Raw genomic sequence first — 16,096 nt, forward strand, 5'->3', positions numbered from 1 at the left:
TAGCGGGGCGGCCGGCACCGCCGGCCCGCGGAGCACGCGGCGCAGGGCGCGCCCACGCCCCCGCCCCGCCCCCGGCGCATCCACGAAGTCCGCGCCGAGCTCGACGAACTCAGTGATCTGCTCCGCAAGGAGCCCAAGGAGGGGCCGCAGGGCGGCCGTAAGGAGCAGGAGTGGTGAACGGCCGCATCATCGCCGGGCGCTACGAGCTCGCCACCGTCATCGGCCAGGGCGGCATGGGGCAGGTCTGGACCGCCTACGACCGGCGCCTCGACCGGCGCGTGGCCGTGAAGCTGCTGCGCCCCGACCGCATGGCCGGCACCGACAGCGCCGCGGACGAGATGCGCCGCCGCTTCGTGCGCGAGTGCCGGGTGACCGCCCAGGTCGACCACCGCGGCCTCGTCACCGTCCACGACGCCGGCAGCGACGGCGACGACCTCTACCTCGTCATGCAGTACGTCGAGGGCGCCGACCTCGCCGACCACCTCGCCGAGCACGAGCCCTACCCCTGGCCCTGGGCCGTCTCCGTCGCCGCGCAGCTGTGCTCGGTGCTCTCCGCCGTGCACGCCGTGCCGATCGTCCACCGCGACCTCAAGCCGCGGAACGTGATGGTCCGCCCCGACGGCTCCGTCATCGTCCTCGACCTCGGCGTCGCCTCCGTCATGGACGCCGACACCACTCGCCTCACCCGCACCGGTTCCCCCATCGGCAGCCCCGCCTACATGGCCCCCGAGCAGGCCATGGGCGGCGCCGTCGGCCCGTACACCGACCTCTACGCCCTTGGCGTGCTCCTGCACGAACTGCTCAGCGGCAACGTCCCCTTCGCCGGGTCCACCGCGCTCGGCGTCCTGCACCGCCATCTCTACGAGCCCCCCGTGCCGCTGCGGCAGCTGCGCCCCGAGCTGCCCCAGCCCCTCGAAGACCTCGTGCTGCGCCTGCTCGCGAAGGACCCGCTGCACCGGCTCGCCGACGCCCAGGAGGCGTACGAGGCCCTCGCGCCCCTCCTGCCCGCACCGGGCTCCGCCACGGCGAGACCCCTCGGGCCCATGAACCCCACGCGCCCCTTCCTGCTGCCGCACGCCCCCTGGCCCGAGCGGTCCGCCACCGTCCCCGGCGCCCGGCAGCAGGCCGAGGCCTTCGTCCCCGCACCGCCCGCGCCCAGCGGGCCCGATGTCGCCGAAGCCGTCGAGGAGGTCAAGCGCCTGCTCGACCAGGGCGGCATCACCCAGGCCGTCGACCTGCTCGGCTCGATCCTGCCCGCCGCCGCGGCCGAGCACGGCGAGCACTCCACCGTCGTCCGGACCCTGCGCAAGCAGTACGCGGCCACCCTCATGGACGACGGCCAGTACCGGCGCGCACTGCCCGAGCTGCGCCGGCTCGCCGACGACTACGCCGCCGAGAGCACTCCGCGCGCGGCCCGCCAGCGGCTGCGCTGCCAGTACGACGCCGCGCAGTGCCTGGAGCAGCTCGGCGAGGCGGTGGCGGCGCTCGACGAATACCGCGCGCTCCTCCCGCACTTCGAGAGCCACCCCGACGACCCGGCCACCCCGCTCGACATCCGCCGCCGCATAGGCCACCTGCTGCTCTCCCTCGGAGACCGGCAGGCGGCCCACGACACGCTCGTCAGCCTCCTGCACGACGCCGAGCGGCTGCACGGCCCGCACCACCCGCTCCCCGCGGAGATCCGTCACACGCTGCAGTGGCTGGGACAGGTCAGGGCCTGAGCTTCCGCGGCCCGGGCCCGGGCTTCCACGGCGTCACCCGCACATCCCGGCGCCCCGCGAATCGTTGGTCGAATCGGTGGCCCGGGCCACCCGGACTCCCTACCATCGATCAACGCAGGTCGATCACCGTCGCACGACCGCCGCCGGGAGGCTTCATGATCCGCCGAAGGACCGCGCTCTCCGTCACCGCCGCCGCGCTGCTCGCCGCGGCCCCGCTCCTCACCGCCTGCGGGCAGACCGCCCATCCGGGGGCCGCGGCCGTCGTGGGCGACGACCGGATCACCGTCTCCCAGCTGCAGCAGCAGGTCGCGGACGTCCGCGACGCGCAGCGCTCCTCCCCGCAGGGGGAGCAGCTCACGGCGAACAGCGCCCGCCTCGGCCAGGACACCCTGGTCCGCCTCATCCAGTACCGGATCGTGGAACAGGCCGGAAAGGACAACGGCGTCAAGGTCACGCGGCGCGAGCTGCAGCGCCAGCGGGCCGACGTCGAGGCGGCCAACGGAGGGGCCGCCGCGGTGCGCGCCCGGTTCCTCGCCCTCGGCATCGCGCCCGACCAGATCGACCGGGCCCTCTCCGTGGACCTCGTCCGCGCCAAGCTGGACGGCAAGTTCGGTACCGCTCGCACCAACGAGATCCTGATGCATACCTCCGACTCCCTCCACGTCGACGTGAACCCGCGCTACGGCGTGTGGGACGGCAAGCGCGGCACCGCCCAGACCGCGCTGGAGCCGTGGCTGCGGTCCGCGGCGACCGCTGCGGCCGATCGCCCGGCATAAACGGTGCGCCCGGCATGAGCAGATGCCTCGGCATGAGCAGTGCCCTCGGTGTAAGAGGTGGCCGGCCGTGAGCCCTGCGCCCGGCGCGGCCCTCCGCGGCCCGGTCGCCTAGGCTCGGCGGTGTGAACGACTCCGCCGACTCCGCACCTGGCCGCATCGTCCTGCTCACCACCAGCCACCGGGTCGCCCCGGGGCTGCTGTCCTGGCCCGCGTGGCAGGCGCTCCGCGCCGCCGACCGCGTGCTGTGCGCCGACGCCGGCCACCCGCAGCTGCCGTATCTGCGGGAGGCCGGCATCGAGGTCGAGCACGGCTCGGCCACGGCCCGCGAGCTCGTCGACTTCTGCGCGAGCGGGCGGCGCAGCGCCGTCGTCATCACCTCCGCCGAGGGCGAGTCCGGCCTCACCGACGGGCTCGCCCGGCTCGCCGGCTCCGGCCGCGAGACGATGCCGGCGCTGGAGCTGCTGCCCGGTTCGTACGACCTGCCCGGTGCCCGGCTGCTGGACCTGGTGCAGGTCATGGACCGGATCCGCGTCGCCTGCCCGTGGAGCGGGATCCGTACGCACGAGGACCTCGCGAAGTACGCGCTGGAGGAGACGTACGAGCTCCTGGAGGCGATCGAGACGGGGGACCGGGAGGCGCTGCGGGAGGAGCTGGGCGACGTCCTGCTGCAGGTCGTCTTCCACGCGCGGATCGCACAGGACGACCCGGACGAGGCGTTCTCCGTCGACGACGTCGCCGGCGCGATCGTCGACAAGCTCATCCACCGGCACCCGCACGTCTTCGGCGAGGAGTCCGCGGAGACCCCGGAGGACGTCCGGGCCCACTGGATGCGGACGAAGGCGGAGGAGAAGGGGCGCGAGTCGGTGACCGAGGGCGTCCCGCTCGGCCAGCCGGCGCTCGCCCTCACGGCGAAGCTGGCCTCCCGGGTGCGGTCGCAGGGCCTCGACGTCCCCGTCCCCGCGGGCGACGGCATCGGCTACGAACTGCTCGCCCTGGCCGTACGGGCCGAGGCGTCGGGCGTGGAGCCGGAGACGGCGCTGCGGGCGGCCGCGCGCACGTACCGCGACGCGATCCGCTCCGCGGAGGGCTTTTAGGGGGTACGTACGGCTACGGCGGTTCGGCACCGCCGGGCGCCCCCGTTGTGGCCGGGCGCCGCCGCGGCGGGGATTCTTGCGGGGCGCCCGGGGGTGTTGCTACGCCGTCTTCGCTGCCGCCGCCGTCAGCTTTTCCGCCGCCTTGGTCAGGGCCTTGGCGAACGCGGCCTTGCCGCGGTCCCCGTGGGCGGGGTAGTTGTTCAGGACCGTCGTGATCGCGCCATGGCTGCGGACCGTGGCGAGGTCGAAGTCCATCTGCATGTCGCCGGTGACGACGGTGACGTCGTACGAGACCGACTCGTCACCGTACTTCTGCTGCTGCCCGGCGGGCTTCTTCACCTTCACCGTGGACTTCTTGCCGCTCGCCTTGGCGTCGAAGGACGCGCACTTCTCGACCGCCGTCCGCAGCCCGGCCATGGCCTTCTCGGCCACCGCGCGCTCGTAGCCGCTGACGTCCTGGGCGACGGTCGTCTGGTCGCCCTTCTTGGTGAAGACCACCTGGGCGTTCGCCTTGTGGTCCTCCTCCAGCCGGCCCGTGTTGAGGACGGCCGTGATCGGGGCGCACTCCGGTCTGGAGCCGTTGAGGATCTCGTCCTCCCCGCCCTGCGACTTGTCCAGGCCCGTGTTCGGCTCCAGCTTCCAGCCGGCCGGCAGGTCCGTCAGGGCGACGAGCGCCTGCTGGGCCTGGTCGGCGGTGATGGTGGCGGGGGCGGAGGGCGCGCCCTTGTCCTTCTTGTTTCCGGAGTCCGCCGCCTTGCCCGGGCCGGAAGCGGAATCAGAGCCGCCGTCGCAGGCGGCGAGCAGCAGCGACGAGGCGGCGATCAGAGCCGCGAGAGCGACCCGGCGGGGGCGAGCGTCCACAGGAGCTTCCTTTGCGTAGAAATATTTGCGTAGAAATAAGGGAGTGATCAAAAAGACCGAATCGAACGCAAGTATGCACAGGCCGGAGTCGCCCTCCCGCTCGGGCACCCGTTCGGCCTACGGACCGTCTTGTCCGGGCGGCGGGCGGGTACCCGGAATGTCATGCGCACCCAGTACGTACACCTCGCCGACCTCGCCGCCCCGCACTGGGCCGGCGGGATCATCCAGTTCGTCGTCGGCCTCTTCGTCGTCGCCCTGCTGATCATGGCCGTGGTCAAGGGCTTCAAGAAGCGCGACGAGGAACCGCCCCCGCCCTCCCAGCCCCAGCGCCGGCAGGGCGCCTGGCAGACCCGGCAGGAGCACGACACCGGGCCCACCTCGCCCGACCACGGGCCGGGGCACAACGACGACGAGGAGAACAAGGTCGGGTACGTCACCGAGCACCGCGAGGCGGACGAGCTGCATCCCGAGGCGAACGGCGAGCGCGTCCTGCCCCACGAGATCCACAACCCCGGGAGCCACCCCGAGGAGCTCTCCGAGGAGAGGAAGAAGTGGAACCCGGGCGGCAGCGGCGGCTTCGGCAGCGGCGGCCCCGGTCACCACTAGTCCCCGTCCCCAGCCCTGCTAGCCCCCGTCCCCAGCCCTCCGCGCCCTGTCCCCGTCGCCACTGAGCCGACCCACCTCACCCCTAGTAGCGTCAAGGGGTGCACGACGCGAACGACACGAACACCCCGCCCGCCCCCGCCCCCTCCCTCTTCACCTGGGAGTTCGCCTCCGACCCCTACCCCGCGTACGCCTGGCTGCGCGAGCACGCCCCCGTGCACCGCACCGCCCTGCCCAGCGGCGTGGAGGCCTGGCTGGTCACCCGGTACGCCGACGCCCGCCAGGCGCTCGCCGACCAGCGCCTGTCGAAGAACCCCGTGCACCACTCCGAGTCGGCCCACGGCAAGGGCAAGGTCGGCATCCCGGGCGAGCGCAGCGCCAACCTGATGACGCACCTGCTCAATATCGACCCGCCGGACCACACCCGGCTGCGCCGCCTCGTCTCCAAGGCGTTCACTCCGCGCCGCGTCGCCGAGTTCGCGCCCCGGGTGCAGGAGCTGACCGACCGGCTCATCGACGGGTTCGCGGACAGAGGGGAAGCGGACCTCATCCACGAGTTCGCGTTCCCGCTCCCCATCTACGCCATCTGCGACATGCTCGGCGTCCCGCCCGAGGACCAGGACGACTTCCGGGACTGGGCCGGGATGATGATCCGCCACGGCGGCGGCCCCCGCGGCGGAGTGGCCCGCTCCGTGAAGAAGATGCGGACGTACCTCGCGGAACTGATCCACCGGAAGCGGGGGGCCCTGCGGGACAGAGGGGACGAAGACCTGATCTCCGGACTCATCAGGGCAAGCGACCACGGCGAGCACCTCACCGAGAACGAGGCCGCGGCGATGGCCTTCATCCTCCTCTTCGCCGGTTTCGAAACAACTGTGAACCTGATCGGTAACGGAACCTACGCGCTCCTGCGCCATCCCGAGCAGCGTGAGCGCCTCCAGCGGGCGCTCGCCGAGGGCGACGAGACCCTGCTCGCCACCGGCGTCGAGGAACTGCTGCGCTACGACGGCCCGGTGGAGCTCGCGACCTGGCGGTTCGCCACGCGGGACCTGACGATCGGCGGGCAGCGCATCGCCGAGGGCGACCCCGTCCTGGTCGTCCTCGCGGCCGCCGACCGCGACCCCGAGCGGTTCGCCGACCCCGACACGCTCGACCTCTCCCGGCGCGACAACCAGCACCTCGGCTACGGCCACGGCATCCACTACTGCCTCGGCGCGCCCCTCGCGCGCCTGGAGGGCCAGGCCGCCCTCGCGACGCTCCTGCGGCGCCTTCCCGACCTGCGGCTGAACGCCGAACCGGAGGACCTGCGGTGGCGTGGCGGGCTCATCATGCGCGGCCTGCGCACCCTCCCCGTGGCCTTCACCCCGGAGAGCCGTCCAGAAGGCCCTGCCGAGAGCCGTTCCGAGAGCTCTCCGGGGGCCCGTTCCGAGGGCCGTTCCGAGAGCTCTCCCGGGAGCCGCCCCGACCCCCGTCCCTAGGCCCCGCCCAGGGCATTCCGGGCACAAGCCCCGGCCCGTACCACCCCGCAAACCACCCGAAATCCGGGTCCGCCTGACCTCTCGTCATCCCGCGTGACCTCGGCGTGACCTCCGCTACACCGGCTTGTGACTGCGGTGGGGCGTCGCTATCTTCAACGACCATTCCGACGCCACACGAGAGGCAACCGCCCATGAGACCCGGAACCGGCCGACATCGCCGCCCCCGTCAGATACCCGCCATCGTGGTCGCCGCGGGGGTGACCGCCTCTGGAATCGCCATGCCGCTGCTCGCGGCGACCGGCGCGACCGCCGCCGACGCCGGCACCTGGGACCGGGTGGCCCAGTGCGAGAGCGGAGGCCTGTGGAGTGCCGACACCGGCAACGGGACCTACGGGGGACTGCAGCTGACCCAGGACCTCTGGGAGCGCTACGGCGGCCGGGAGTACGCCCCCCGGCCCGACCTCGCCAGCCGTGCGCAGCAGATCGCCGTCGCCGATCAGATCCTCGAAAGCCGTGGCCACAGCACCTGGTCGAGCTGCGCCGCGAGCTCGGGCCTCACCTCGGGCGGGGCCAAGGCCGACGTCAACCCGGGCGGCACGCACGCCCCCGCGAGCGACTCGACGCCATCACGCGCCCCGGAGCGCACCACTTCGCACTCCACGCCGTCGGAGCCGGACCGGTCCGCCGGGTCCGAGAAGCCGTCCGCGTCCCCCTCGGGCTCCGGGAAGCCCTCGACGGAGCCTTCCGCTCAGCCGTCGTCCGGCAAGCCCTCGCCGGACCAGTCGTCCGGCACTCCCTCCGGCACTCCCTCGGGCAAGCCGTCCGGCAGCCCGTCCCCCGACGCCTCGTCGCCCAAGCCGGGAGAGACGAAGCCGGGAGACGGCAAGGACGGTGACGGCAAGGACGGCGACGGCAAGCAGGGTGACGGCAAGTCCGGCGACGCCGGAGAGGGCCGCCACCGCAAGCCCTCCTCGTCCCCCACGGAATCCCCCACCGACGACCCGACCTCGATCCCCACGTCCCCCGTGACGCCGTCCCCGGGCGCCTCGGACGGTTCCGGTTCCGCGGCGGGCCAGGCGTCCGACGGCGTCGAAGCCGGTACGGGCAAGCACCGTGCCGACCCGTCACGTTCGGACGACACTCGTTCATCGCGCGGCGGCAGCGGTGGCCGTACCGGCAGTCCCACGGCCACCGACTACACCGTGCGCCCCGGTGACAACCTGTCAGTCATTGCCGAACAGCATGCGGTCAACGGTGGTTGGCAGTCGCTCTACCACCGCAATGAGAAAGTGGTCGGAACCGATCCCGACCTGATCCGTCCTGGTCAGAAGCTCGAGGTCGGTAAATAGACCGGCAGTTCGCGGCGAATGTCCGTTCCAGTCGAAAGTGAGACATGGGTCTCTTTGCCAGTTGGCGGAATGTCACCTTCCCCAACTTGGCAAACCCCCTCCTACCTGCGGAAACGCAATGTTCCCGTGGGTAACCAGGGGTGGCTGTGGCTGGAAAGAGGGGTTTGAACCCGTGCCGCGACTGTGTTTACCGTCGTGACCGCTCGCCACCGCGAGCACCACGGCCGTCACGCCGAATCCTGCCGACGGCCGCTGGAGTCGTCGCGCAAGCGCCGTAGGCAGGAGCGGGGGAACCAAGGTAGGCGCCGGAAACGGCTCCACGGCCGCACGAAGGCCGCGGGACCGGGACCGGCTAGGGGTGAAGCCGAGTGTGCTCGCAGAACTCGCACACGAGGCCGGGCGAACTCACAGCCCGAACCCGACAGCTCACCTCGTAGGCGTCGGTGAGGAAACGACTCATGTCCAAGGGCAAGCACCGTCGTCCGTCCAAGGCCGTCCGTATCGTCACGCTCGCCGGTGTCGCCGGCGCCGCAGTGGCCGCCCCGCTGATGGTCGCCACCTCCGCCAACGCCGCCTCCGTTCAGACGTGGGACAAGGTCGCCGAGTGCGAGTCCACCGGCAACTGGGCGGCCAACACCGGCAACGGCTACTTCGGCGGTCTGCAGTTCTCGCAGTCCTCCTGGAACGCCGCCGGCGGCCAGAAGTACGCCGACCGTGCCGACCACGCCTCCAAGAGCGCGCAGATCGCCGTGGCCGAGAAGCTGCTCGCCATGCAGGGCCCGGGCGCCTGGACCTGCGCGGTGCCGGGTATGACCGTCGGCGGCTCCAAGGCCGGCGCCGACGCCTCCGACTCCGGCACGACCTCCAAGTCCTCCCGTGCCGGCGGCTCCGTCTCGGGCAAGTCCCACGCGGACCGCAGCGAGCGCCAGGCCACGCCGAAGAAGTCCACGCCGAAGCACACCGCTCCGCAGACCGCCGAGCGGGACGAGGCCCCGGCCGCGAAGCACACCGCGCCGAGCCACACCGCTCCGCAGTCCTACAAGGTCGGTGACGGCGAGTACGAGGTCAAGGAGGGCGACACCCTCTCCAAGATCGCTGACGCCAAGAACGTCAAGGGCGGCTGGCAGAAGCTGTACGACCGCAACAAGGACATCGTCCAGGACGCGGACGTGATCTACGTCGGCCAGAAGCTGCACCTCAGCTGAGCGAGCTGACAGGGGCGGCCCACGCGAGTGGGCCGCCCCTCTTTGCTGTTTTACGGGAAATTCCTCAAGTGTGCGGCAAACTCGGCATTTGAGCTGTTGTGCTGATTTTGCGGTTTTTTCGGGTTTCCCGGCCCGGAAACACGGTCCAACGGCGAGGTGAGCCTCCGGCGCCCGTTAGGCTCGTGCTGCAGAACCTCAGACACACACGAAGGAGACCCTCGTGCCGTCCATCGACGTCGTCGTAGCTCGCGAGATCCTCGACTCGCGAGGCAACCCCACGGTCGAGGTCGAGGTCGGCCTCGACGACGGCTCCACGGGCCGTGCCGCCGTGCCGTCCGGCGCCTCCACCGGCGCCTTCGAGGCCATCGAGCTCCGCGACGGTGACAAGAACCGTTACCTCGGCAAGGGTGTCGAGAAGGCCGTCCTGGCCGTCATCGAGCAGATCGGCCCGGAGCTCGTCGGCTACGACGCCACCGAGCAGCGCCTGATCGACCAGGCCATGTTCGACCTGGACGCCACCGACAACAAGGGCTCGCTCGGCGCCAACGCCATCCTGGGCGTCTCCCTCGCCGTCGCGCACGCCGCCTCCGAGGCCTCCGACCTGCCGCTCTTCCGCTACCTGGGCGGCCCGAACGCGCACCTGCTGCCCGTTCCGATGATGAACATCCTGAACGGCGGCTCGCACGCCGACTCCAACGTGGACATCCAGGAGTTCATGATCGCGCCGATCGGCGCGGAGTCCTTCTCCGAGGCCCTGCGCTGGGGCACCGAGGTCTACCACACCCTCAAGTCGGTCCTGAAGGCCAAGGGCCTGTCCACCGGCCTGGGCGACGAGGGCGGCTTCGCCCCGAACCTCGGCTCCAACCGCGAGGCCCTCGACCTCATCCTCGAGGCCATCAAGCAGGCCGGCTACACCCCCGGCCAGGACATCGCGCTCGCGCTCGACGTCGCCGCCTCCGAGTTCTACAAGGACGGCGCCTACACCTTCGAGGGCAAGTCCCGCACCGCCGCCGAGATGACCGAGTACTACGCCGAGCTCGTCGACGCGTACCCGCTGGTCTCCATCGAGGACCCGCTGTTCGAGGACGACTGGGACGGCTGGAAGACCATCACCGAGAAGCTCGGCGACAAGGTCCAGCTCGTCGGTGACGACCTGTTCGTCACCAACCCGGAGCGCCTCGGCCGCGGCATCGAGGAGGGCGCCGCCAACGCCCTGCTGGTCAAGGTCAACCAGATCGGCTCGCTGACCGAGACCCTCGACGCCGTCGAGCTGGCCCAGCGCAACGGCTTCAAGTGCATGATGTCGCACCGCTCCGGCGAGACCGAGGACGTCACCATCGCCGACCTGGCCGTCGCCACAAACTGCGGCCAGATCAAGACCGGTGCCCCGGCCCGCTCCGAGCGCGTCGCCAAGTACAACCAGCTCCTGCGCATCGAGGAGATCCTGGACGACGCCGCGGTCTACGCCGGCCGCAGCGCCTTCCCGCGCTTCAAGGGCTGACACCCGGGGGCCGGGAACCCCGGGGGCCGCGGCTCCCGGGGCTGACACGGCCTCAGAACCGCAGCCTCACCACGTCCCCGGCCACGGTCCCGTACCGTGGCCGGGGACGTACGTTCGTAGCGGGGCTGCGGGCGACCAGGACTTCGGGGAGGCGAAGTGGCGGCGGACCGTTCCACCGCGACCAGGCTCAGGGCGCTCGGCTCGGTGCTCGTCCAGGGCCCCACGGCCCGCGTCTACCGCGCCCGGGGCCCCCGCCGCAGCCGGCTGACCGGCCGCGCGGCGCTGCTGGCGCTCGTCGTGTGCTCGCTGGTCGTCGCCCTCGCCTACCCGATGCGCCAGTGGGTCACCCAGCGCTCCGACATCGCCGACCAGCGCCGCCAGTCCGAGCGCGCCCGCGAGCAGGTGCAGCGGCTGGAGGACGAGAAGGCGCGGCTGGAGGACCCGGCGTACGTCGAGCAGCAGGCGCGCGAGCACCTGCACTACCTGCGCCCCGGGGAGACGGGCTACAGCGTGGTCGACGGCAGCGGCACCGCCCGGCGGCCGCGCGACCAGGGCGCCGCCGACCGTCCCTGGTACAGCAATCTGTGGGACGGTGTGGACGCCGCGGACACCCCGCGCTGAACGCCACGCGCCCCCTTCACGAACTTCCGCCAACACTGGCCGACAACCGAGCGAAGACGACACGAGCGAGCACATGGACACCCCTCCGCCCCAGACCGAGCCCACCGAGCCCACCGCCGCCGACATCGAGGCGTTCAAGGAGCAGCTGGGCCGCCCGCCGCGCGGGCTGCGCGCCATCGCCCACCGCTGCCCCTGCGGCCAGCCCGACGTGGTCGAGACCGCCCCCCGGCTGCCGGACGGCACGCCGTTCCCGACGACGTACTACCTGACCTGCCCGCGCGCCGCCTCCGCGATCGGCACGCTGGAGGGCTCGGGCCTGATGAAGGAGATGCAGGACCGGCTCGCGACCGACCCGGAGCTCGCCGCCGCCTACCGCGCCGCGCACGAGGACTACCTCCGCCGCCGCGACGCGATCGAGGTCCTGGAGGGCTTCCCGAGCGCGGGCGGCATGCCCGACCGCGTCAAGTGCCTGCACGTGCTGGTGGGTCACTCGCTGGTCGCGGGCCCGGGCGTGAACCCGTTCGGCGACGAGGCGCTGGCGCTGCTGCCGGAGTGGTGGGCCAAGGGCCCGTGCGTGACCCCGTGCGCCGCCCCGGACGGGGGTGCCGAGCAGTGACCCGCGTCGCCGCCGTGGACTGCGGCACCAACTCCATCCGCCTGCTCGTCGCCGACCTCGACCCGGCGACCGGTGCGTTCACCGAGCTCGACCGCCGGATGACGATCGTCCGCCTGGGCCAGGGCGTGGACCGCACGGGCCGGCTGGCGGACGAGGCCCTGGAGCGGACGTTCGCGGCCTGCCGGGAGTTCGCGGAGGTCATCCGCGAGCTGAAGGCGGAGCGGGTGCGCTTCGTCGCCACCTCCGCCTCCCGCGACGCCGAGAACCGCGCGGACTTCGTGCGCGGTGTGGTGGAGATCCTGGGCGTGGAGCCCGAGGTCATCAGCGGTGACCAGGAGGCCGAGTTCTCCTTCACCGGCGCCACCAAGGAGCTCTCCGGCCGGGACGACCTGGCCAGGCCGTTCCTCGTCGTGGACATCGGCGGCGGCTCCACCGAGTTCGTCGTCGGTGAGGAGCACGTGCGGGCTGCGCGCAGCGTCGACGTCGGCTGCGTCCGCATGACGGAGCGCCACCTCGTCGCGGACGGCGCCGTCGTGGACCCGCCGACGCCGGAGCGCATCGCCGCGATACGCGAGGACGTCGAGGCCGCGCTGGACCTCGCCGAGGAGACCGTCCCGCTGGAGGAGGCCCGTACGCTCGTCGGCCTCGCCGGCTCGGTGACCACGGTCGCAGCGGTCGCGCTGGGCCTGACCGAGTACGACTGGACGCGCATCCACCACGCGCGGATCTCCCTGGAGCAGGTCCGGGAGATCACCGGGAAGCTGCTCGCCTCGACGCACGAGGAGCGCGCGGCGATCCCCGTGATCCACCCGGGCCGGGTCGACGTCATCTGCGCCGGAGCCCTCGTCCTGCAGGCGGTCATGGAGCGCGTGGGCGCCCATGAGGTCGTCGTGAGCGAACACGACATTCTGGACGGAATCGCCTGGTCCATCGCCTGAGAAGGCGTCCCCCGGCGGCCCCTTCGGGGGCCCCCGGGAGAAAGTTCGTGAAATCCTTCACATGAAAAAAGGGAGCGTTGGCGGCGCGAAGGGGCCCGTTGGGCCCTTCCGGGGGCTCCGGGGGTCCTCACGACGGGATGCCGTCCGGTTTCGGGCGGGTTAAAGGAGCGTTTATGTGAGCGCCGTGGCGGCAGTGGTCTAGTCAACCTGACGCCCACAAGGCCAGTTCAACGGGGGTTCACAACGCATCCGGAGCTGAAGTGGTTCCCTTACGGCCGTATGGCATGGGTCACGGCGGCGGCGGAGTGTAGCAGATACCCTCAGGCCCCTTGTGAAGGGGCTCACGAGCATGCCCGCGGAGAGTGCTGGATACTCGAATCATGAGCACCACGGAGCGTCCACGGATCCTCGTAGTAGGCGGTGGGTACGTCGGCCTGTACGCGGCGCGCCGCATCCTCAAGAAGATGCGGTACGGCGAGGCGACCGTCACGGTCGTCGACCCGCGTTCGTACATGACCTACCAGCCCTTCCTGCCCGAAGCAGCTGCCGGCAGCATCTCCCCCCGCCACGTCGTGGTGCCGCTGCGACGCGTGCTCCCCAAGGCGGAGGTCCTCACCGGCCGCGTCACCACCATCGACCAGGACCGCAAGGTCGCCACCGTCGCGCCGCTCGTCGGCGAGGCGTACGAGCTGCCCTTCGACTACCTGATCGTCACGCTCGGCGCCGTCTCCCGCACCTTCCCGATCCCCGGCCTGGCCGAGAACGGCATCGGCATGAAGGGCGTCGAGGAGGCCATCGGCCTGCGCAACCACGTCCTGGAGCAGCTGGACAAGGCCGACTCCACGACCGACGAGGAGATCCGCCGCAAGGCGCTGACCTTCGTCTTCATCGGCGGTGGCTTCGCGGGCGCGGAGACCATCGGCGAGGTCGAGGACATGGCGCGCGACGCCGCCAAGTACTACCCGAACGTCAAGCGCGAGGACATGCGGTTCGTCCTCGTCGACGCCGCCGACAAGATCCTCCCCGAGGTCGGCCCCAAGCTCGGCGCGTACGGCAAGGCGCACCTGGAGAGCCGCGGCATCGAGATCCACCTCTCGACGTCCATGGACTCCTGCATCGACGGCCACGTCGTGCTGAAGAACGGCCTCGAGGTCGACTCCAACACGATCGTGTGGACCGCGGGCGTCAAGCCCAACCCGGCGCTGGCCCGCTTCGGCCTGCCGCTCGGCCCGCGCGGCCACGTCGACACCCTGCCGACCCTCCAGGTCAACGGCACCGACTACATCTGGGCCGCGGGCGACAACGCCCAGGTTCCGGACCTCGTCGGCCGCGCCGCGGGCAACGAGAACGCCTGGTGCCCGCCGAACGCCCAGCACGCGCTGCGCCAGGCCAAGGTCCTCGGCGACAACGTCATCTCGGCGATGCGCGGCTTCGGTGCCGCCCAGACCGAGTACAAGCACGCCAACAAGGGTGCGGTGGCGGGCCTCGGCCTCCACAAGGGCGTGGCGATGATCGTCATGGGCAAGATGAAGATCAAGCTCAAGGGCCGTCTCGCCTGGTACATGCACCGCGGCTACCACGGTCTGGCCATGCCGACCTGGAACCGGAAGATCCGCGTCTTTGCGGACTGGACCCTCGGCATGTTCCTCAAGCGCGAGGTCGTCTCCCTGCGTGCCATGGAGAACCCCCGCGAGGAGTTCTACGAGGCCGCGAAGCCGGCCCCGCAGCCGAAGTCCGACTCCGTCCCGTCGGAGAAGGCGAAGGCCTCCTAGCAGCGCCCGCGGCCCGGCCGCGGTCAATCAGTCGGCAACGGCGTCCACCAATCCGTGGGGTGGACGCCGTTGTCGTGTGTCCGGCCACCGACAGTTGATCTAATCTGACTGAACGGGACTACCGTGCCGACTCTTGGTGTTTAGGTGTCAGTTGAACGTTTCTCCTGACCTTGCATCATGGAGGTGTGTGCGACATGGCCGACGCCGCTCGACGGCTCACCGCGCTCGCGGAAGAGGTTCTGGGAGCTCCGCTCCCGCTCCGGATCCGCGCCTGGGACCGCAGCGAGTACGGCCCCCCGGGCACGCCCGTCCTGGTGATCCGCCGTCGCCGCGCCCTGCGCCGGCTGCTGTGGAAGCCGGGCGAGCTGGGCCTCGCCCGGGCCTGGGTCGCGGGCGACATCGACGTCGAGGGCGATCTCTACGAGGCGCTCGACCTCCTGGCCGGCTCCCTCTGGGAGCGCGGCGAGGGCACGCCCCGCTCCGGCCTCGCCGCCCTCCTGGCGGCCGTGCGCGACCCGCGCCTGCGCGCCGCCGGCGGTGAGCTGATCAAGCTCGCCGGCCCCGGCCTGCCGCCCCGGCCGCCCCGCGAGGAGGCCCGCAGGGCCGGCGGCCCGCTGCACACCCTGCGCCGCGACAAGCAGTCCATCAGCCACCACTACGACGTCGGCAACACCTTCTACGAGCGGGTCCTCGGCCCCTCGATGGTGTACTCCTGCGCGTACTGGGGGACCGACGAGGACGGCGCGACCACCCTTGAGGAGGCCCAGCGCGCCAAGCTCGACCTCGTCTGCCGCAAGCTCGCCCTCGAACCCGGGCAGCGCCTCCTCGACGTCGGCTGCGGCTGGGGCTCGATGGTGCTGCACGCGGCCCGCGAGTACGGGGTGAGCGCCGTCGGCATCACCCTCTCCGAGGAACAGGCCGCCTACGCCCGCAAGCGCATCGCCGAGGCCGGCCTGACGGAGCGCATCGAGATCCGGGTCCAGGACTACCGCGAGATCTCCGACGGCCCCTTCGACGCCATCTCCTCCATCGGCATGGCCGAGCACGTCGGCTCCGCCCGCTACGCCGAGTACGCCGCCGACGTCCACGCCCTCCTGAAGCCGGGCGGCCGGCTGCTCAACCACCAGATCGCCCGCCGTCCCCTGAAGGACGAGGAGGCGTACGAGGTCGACGAGTTCATCGACCGCTACGTCTTCCCCGACGGCGAGCTCGCCCCCGTCGGCCGCACCGTCGCCCAGCTGGAGGAGGCCGGGTTCGAGGTGCGCGACGTGGAATCGCTGCGCGAGCACTACGCCCTGACGCTCCGCCAGTGGGTCGCCAACCTCCAGCAGCACTGGGCGGAGGCCGTGGACCTCACCTCGCCGGGCCGCGCCCGGGTCTGGCGGCTCTACATGGCCGCCTCGGCGCTGTCCTTCGAGCGGAACCGGATCGGCGTCAACCAGGTGCTGGCCGTCCGTACGCCGGAGTCGGGAGCGGCGGGGATGCCGCTGCGGGCGCGCGACTGGCGCTGAACGCGGCGCAGGGCCCGGTCCGTGCGGACCGGGCCCTGCGCGTCGGCGGG

14 protein-coding genes and 1 riboswitch are annotated in these 16,096 nt (G+C 71.7%); of the genes, 13 read left to right on the forward strand and 1 reads right to left on the reverse strand.

Going from position 1 to position 16,096, the window contains the following annotated elements; genetic code table 11:
• The first annotated feature begins 173 nt into the window (after positions 1-173).
• The 3 genes from B7P34_RS19465 (at position 174) to B7P34_RS19475 (ending at position 3,591) form a co-directional block, all read left to right on the forward strand.
• Positions 174-1,721, forward strand: coding sequence for a serine/threonine-protein kinase (locus B7P34_RS19465; protein WP_106678187.1), 1,548 nt, complete (start codon positions 174-176; stop codon positions 1,719-1,721).
• A 155-nt stretch (positions 1,722-1,876) separates the two neighbouring features.
• Positions 1,877-2,497, forward strand: a complete 621-nt coding sequence (locus tag B7P34_RS19470; protein ID WP_106678138.1) for a SurA N-terminal domain-containing protein — start codon at positions 1,877-1,879, stop codon at positions 2,495-2,497.
• 122 nt (positions 2,498-2,619) lie between these two features.
• The gene (locus tag B7P34_RS19475; RefSeq protein ID WP_106678140.1) at positions 2,620-3,591 is read left to right on the forward strand and encodes a nucleoside triphosphate pyrophosphohydrolase; all 972 of its coding nucleotides are present in this window, start codon (positions 2,620-2,622) and stop codon (positions 3,589-3,591) included.
• Positions 3,592-3,690: 99 nt separating this feature from the next.
• On the opposite strand, the gene B7P34_RS19480 is transcribed toward B7P34_RS19475, so the two are convergent.
• A complete protein-coding gene (locus B7P34_RS19480) occupies positions 3,691-4,452 on the reverse strand; it encodes a hypothetical protein (RefSeq protein ID WP_106678142.1) in 762 nt (253 codons plus the stop codon).
• Positions 4,453-4,614: 162 nt separating this feature from the next.
• Between B7P34_RS19480 and B7P34_RS19485 the strand changes: the two genes are divergently transcribed.
• From B7P34_RS19485 to B7P34_RS19530, 10 genes are all read left to right on the forward strand, one after another.
• On the forward strand, positions 4,615-5,058 hold the full coding sequence (locus tag B7P34_RS19485) for a DUF6479 family protein (RefSeq protein WP_106678144.1): 444 nt from the start codon (positions 4,615-4,617) through the stop codon (positions 5,056-5,058).
• A gap of 98 nt (positions 5,059-5,156) precedes the next feature.
• On the forward strand, positions 5,157-6,533 hold the full coding sequence (locus tag B7P34_RS39420; protein WP_286157492.1) for a cytochrome P450 family protein: 1,377 nt from the start codon (positions 5,157-5,159) through the stop codon (positions 6,531-6,533).
• A gap of 191 nt (positions 6,534-6,724) precedes the next feature.
• Positions 6,725-7,882, forward strand: coding sequence for a transglycosylase family protein (locus tag B7P34_RS39425; protein ID WP_106678146.1), 1,158 nt, complete (start codon positions 6,725-6,727; stop codon positions 7,880-7,882).
• Between the two features lie 260 nt (positions 7,883-8,142).
• Positions 8,143-8,337, forward strand: a riboswitch (cyclic di-AMP (ydaO/yuaA leader).
• Between the two features lie 3 nt (positions 8,338-8,340).
• On the forward strand, positions 8,341-9,087 hold the full coding sequence (locus tag B7P34_RS19500; RefSeq protein ID WP_106678148.1) for a transglycosylase family protein: 747 nt from the start codon (positions 8,341-8,343) through the stop codon (positions 9,085-9,087).
• Between the two features lie 220 nt (positions 9,088-9,307).
• On the forward strand, positions 9,308-10,588 hold the full coding sequence (eno, locus tag B7P34_RS19505; protein ID WP_106678150.1) for a phosphopyruvate hydratase: 1,281 nt from the start codon (positions 9,308-9,310) through the stop codon (positions 10,586-10,588).
• 156 nt (positions 10,589-10,744) lie between these two features.
• Positions 10,745-11,209 carry an FtsB family cell division protein gene (locus tag B7P34_RS19510; protein ID WP_030365176.1) on the forward strand — a complete coding sequence of 155 codons (465 nt, stop codon included), beginning with the start codon at positions 10,745-10,747 and terminating at the stop codon, positions 11,207-11,209.
• Between the two features lie 73 nt (positions 11,210-11,282).
• On the forward strand, positions 11,283-11,825 hold the full coding sequence (locus B7P34_RS19515; RefSeq protein WP_106678152.1) for a DUF501 domain-containing protein: 543 nt from the start codon (positions 11,283-11,285) through the stop codon (positions 11,823-11,825).
• A complete protein-coding gene (locus B7P34_RS19520) occupies positions 11,822-12,763 on the forward strand; it encodes a Ppx/GppA phosphatase family protein (protein ID WP_106678154.1) in 942 nt (313 codons plus the stop codon). Before B7P34_RS19515 ends, B7P34_RS19520 begins: the two co-directional genes overlap by 4 nt.
• 380 nt (positions 12,764-13,143) lie before the next feature.
• Positions 13,144-14,535 carry an NAD(P)/FAD-dependent oxidoreductase gene (locus B7P34_RS19525; RefSeq protein ID WP_106678156.1) on the forward strand — a complete coding sequence of 464 codons (1,392 nt, stop codon included), beginning with the start codon at positions 13,144-13,146 and terminating at the stop codon, positions 14,533-14,535.
• Between the two features lie 194 nt (positions 14,536-14,729).
• Complete coding sequence (locus tag B7P34_RS19530) at positions 14,730-16,046, forward strand: SAM-dependent methyltransferase (protein WP_106678158.1); 1,317 nt, start codon at positions 14,730-14,732, stop codon at positions 16,044-16,046.
• Positions 16,047-16,096: the final 50 nt, after the last annotated feature.

This window comes from Streptosporangium nondiastaticum (genome assembly GCF_003011965.1).
Taxonomy (GTDB): domain Bacteria; phylum Actinomycetota; class Actinomycetes; order Streptomycetales; family Streptomycetaceae; genus Streptomyces; species Streptomyces nondiastaticus.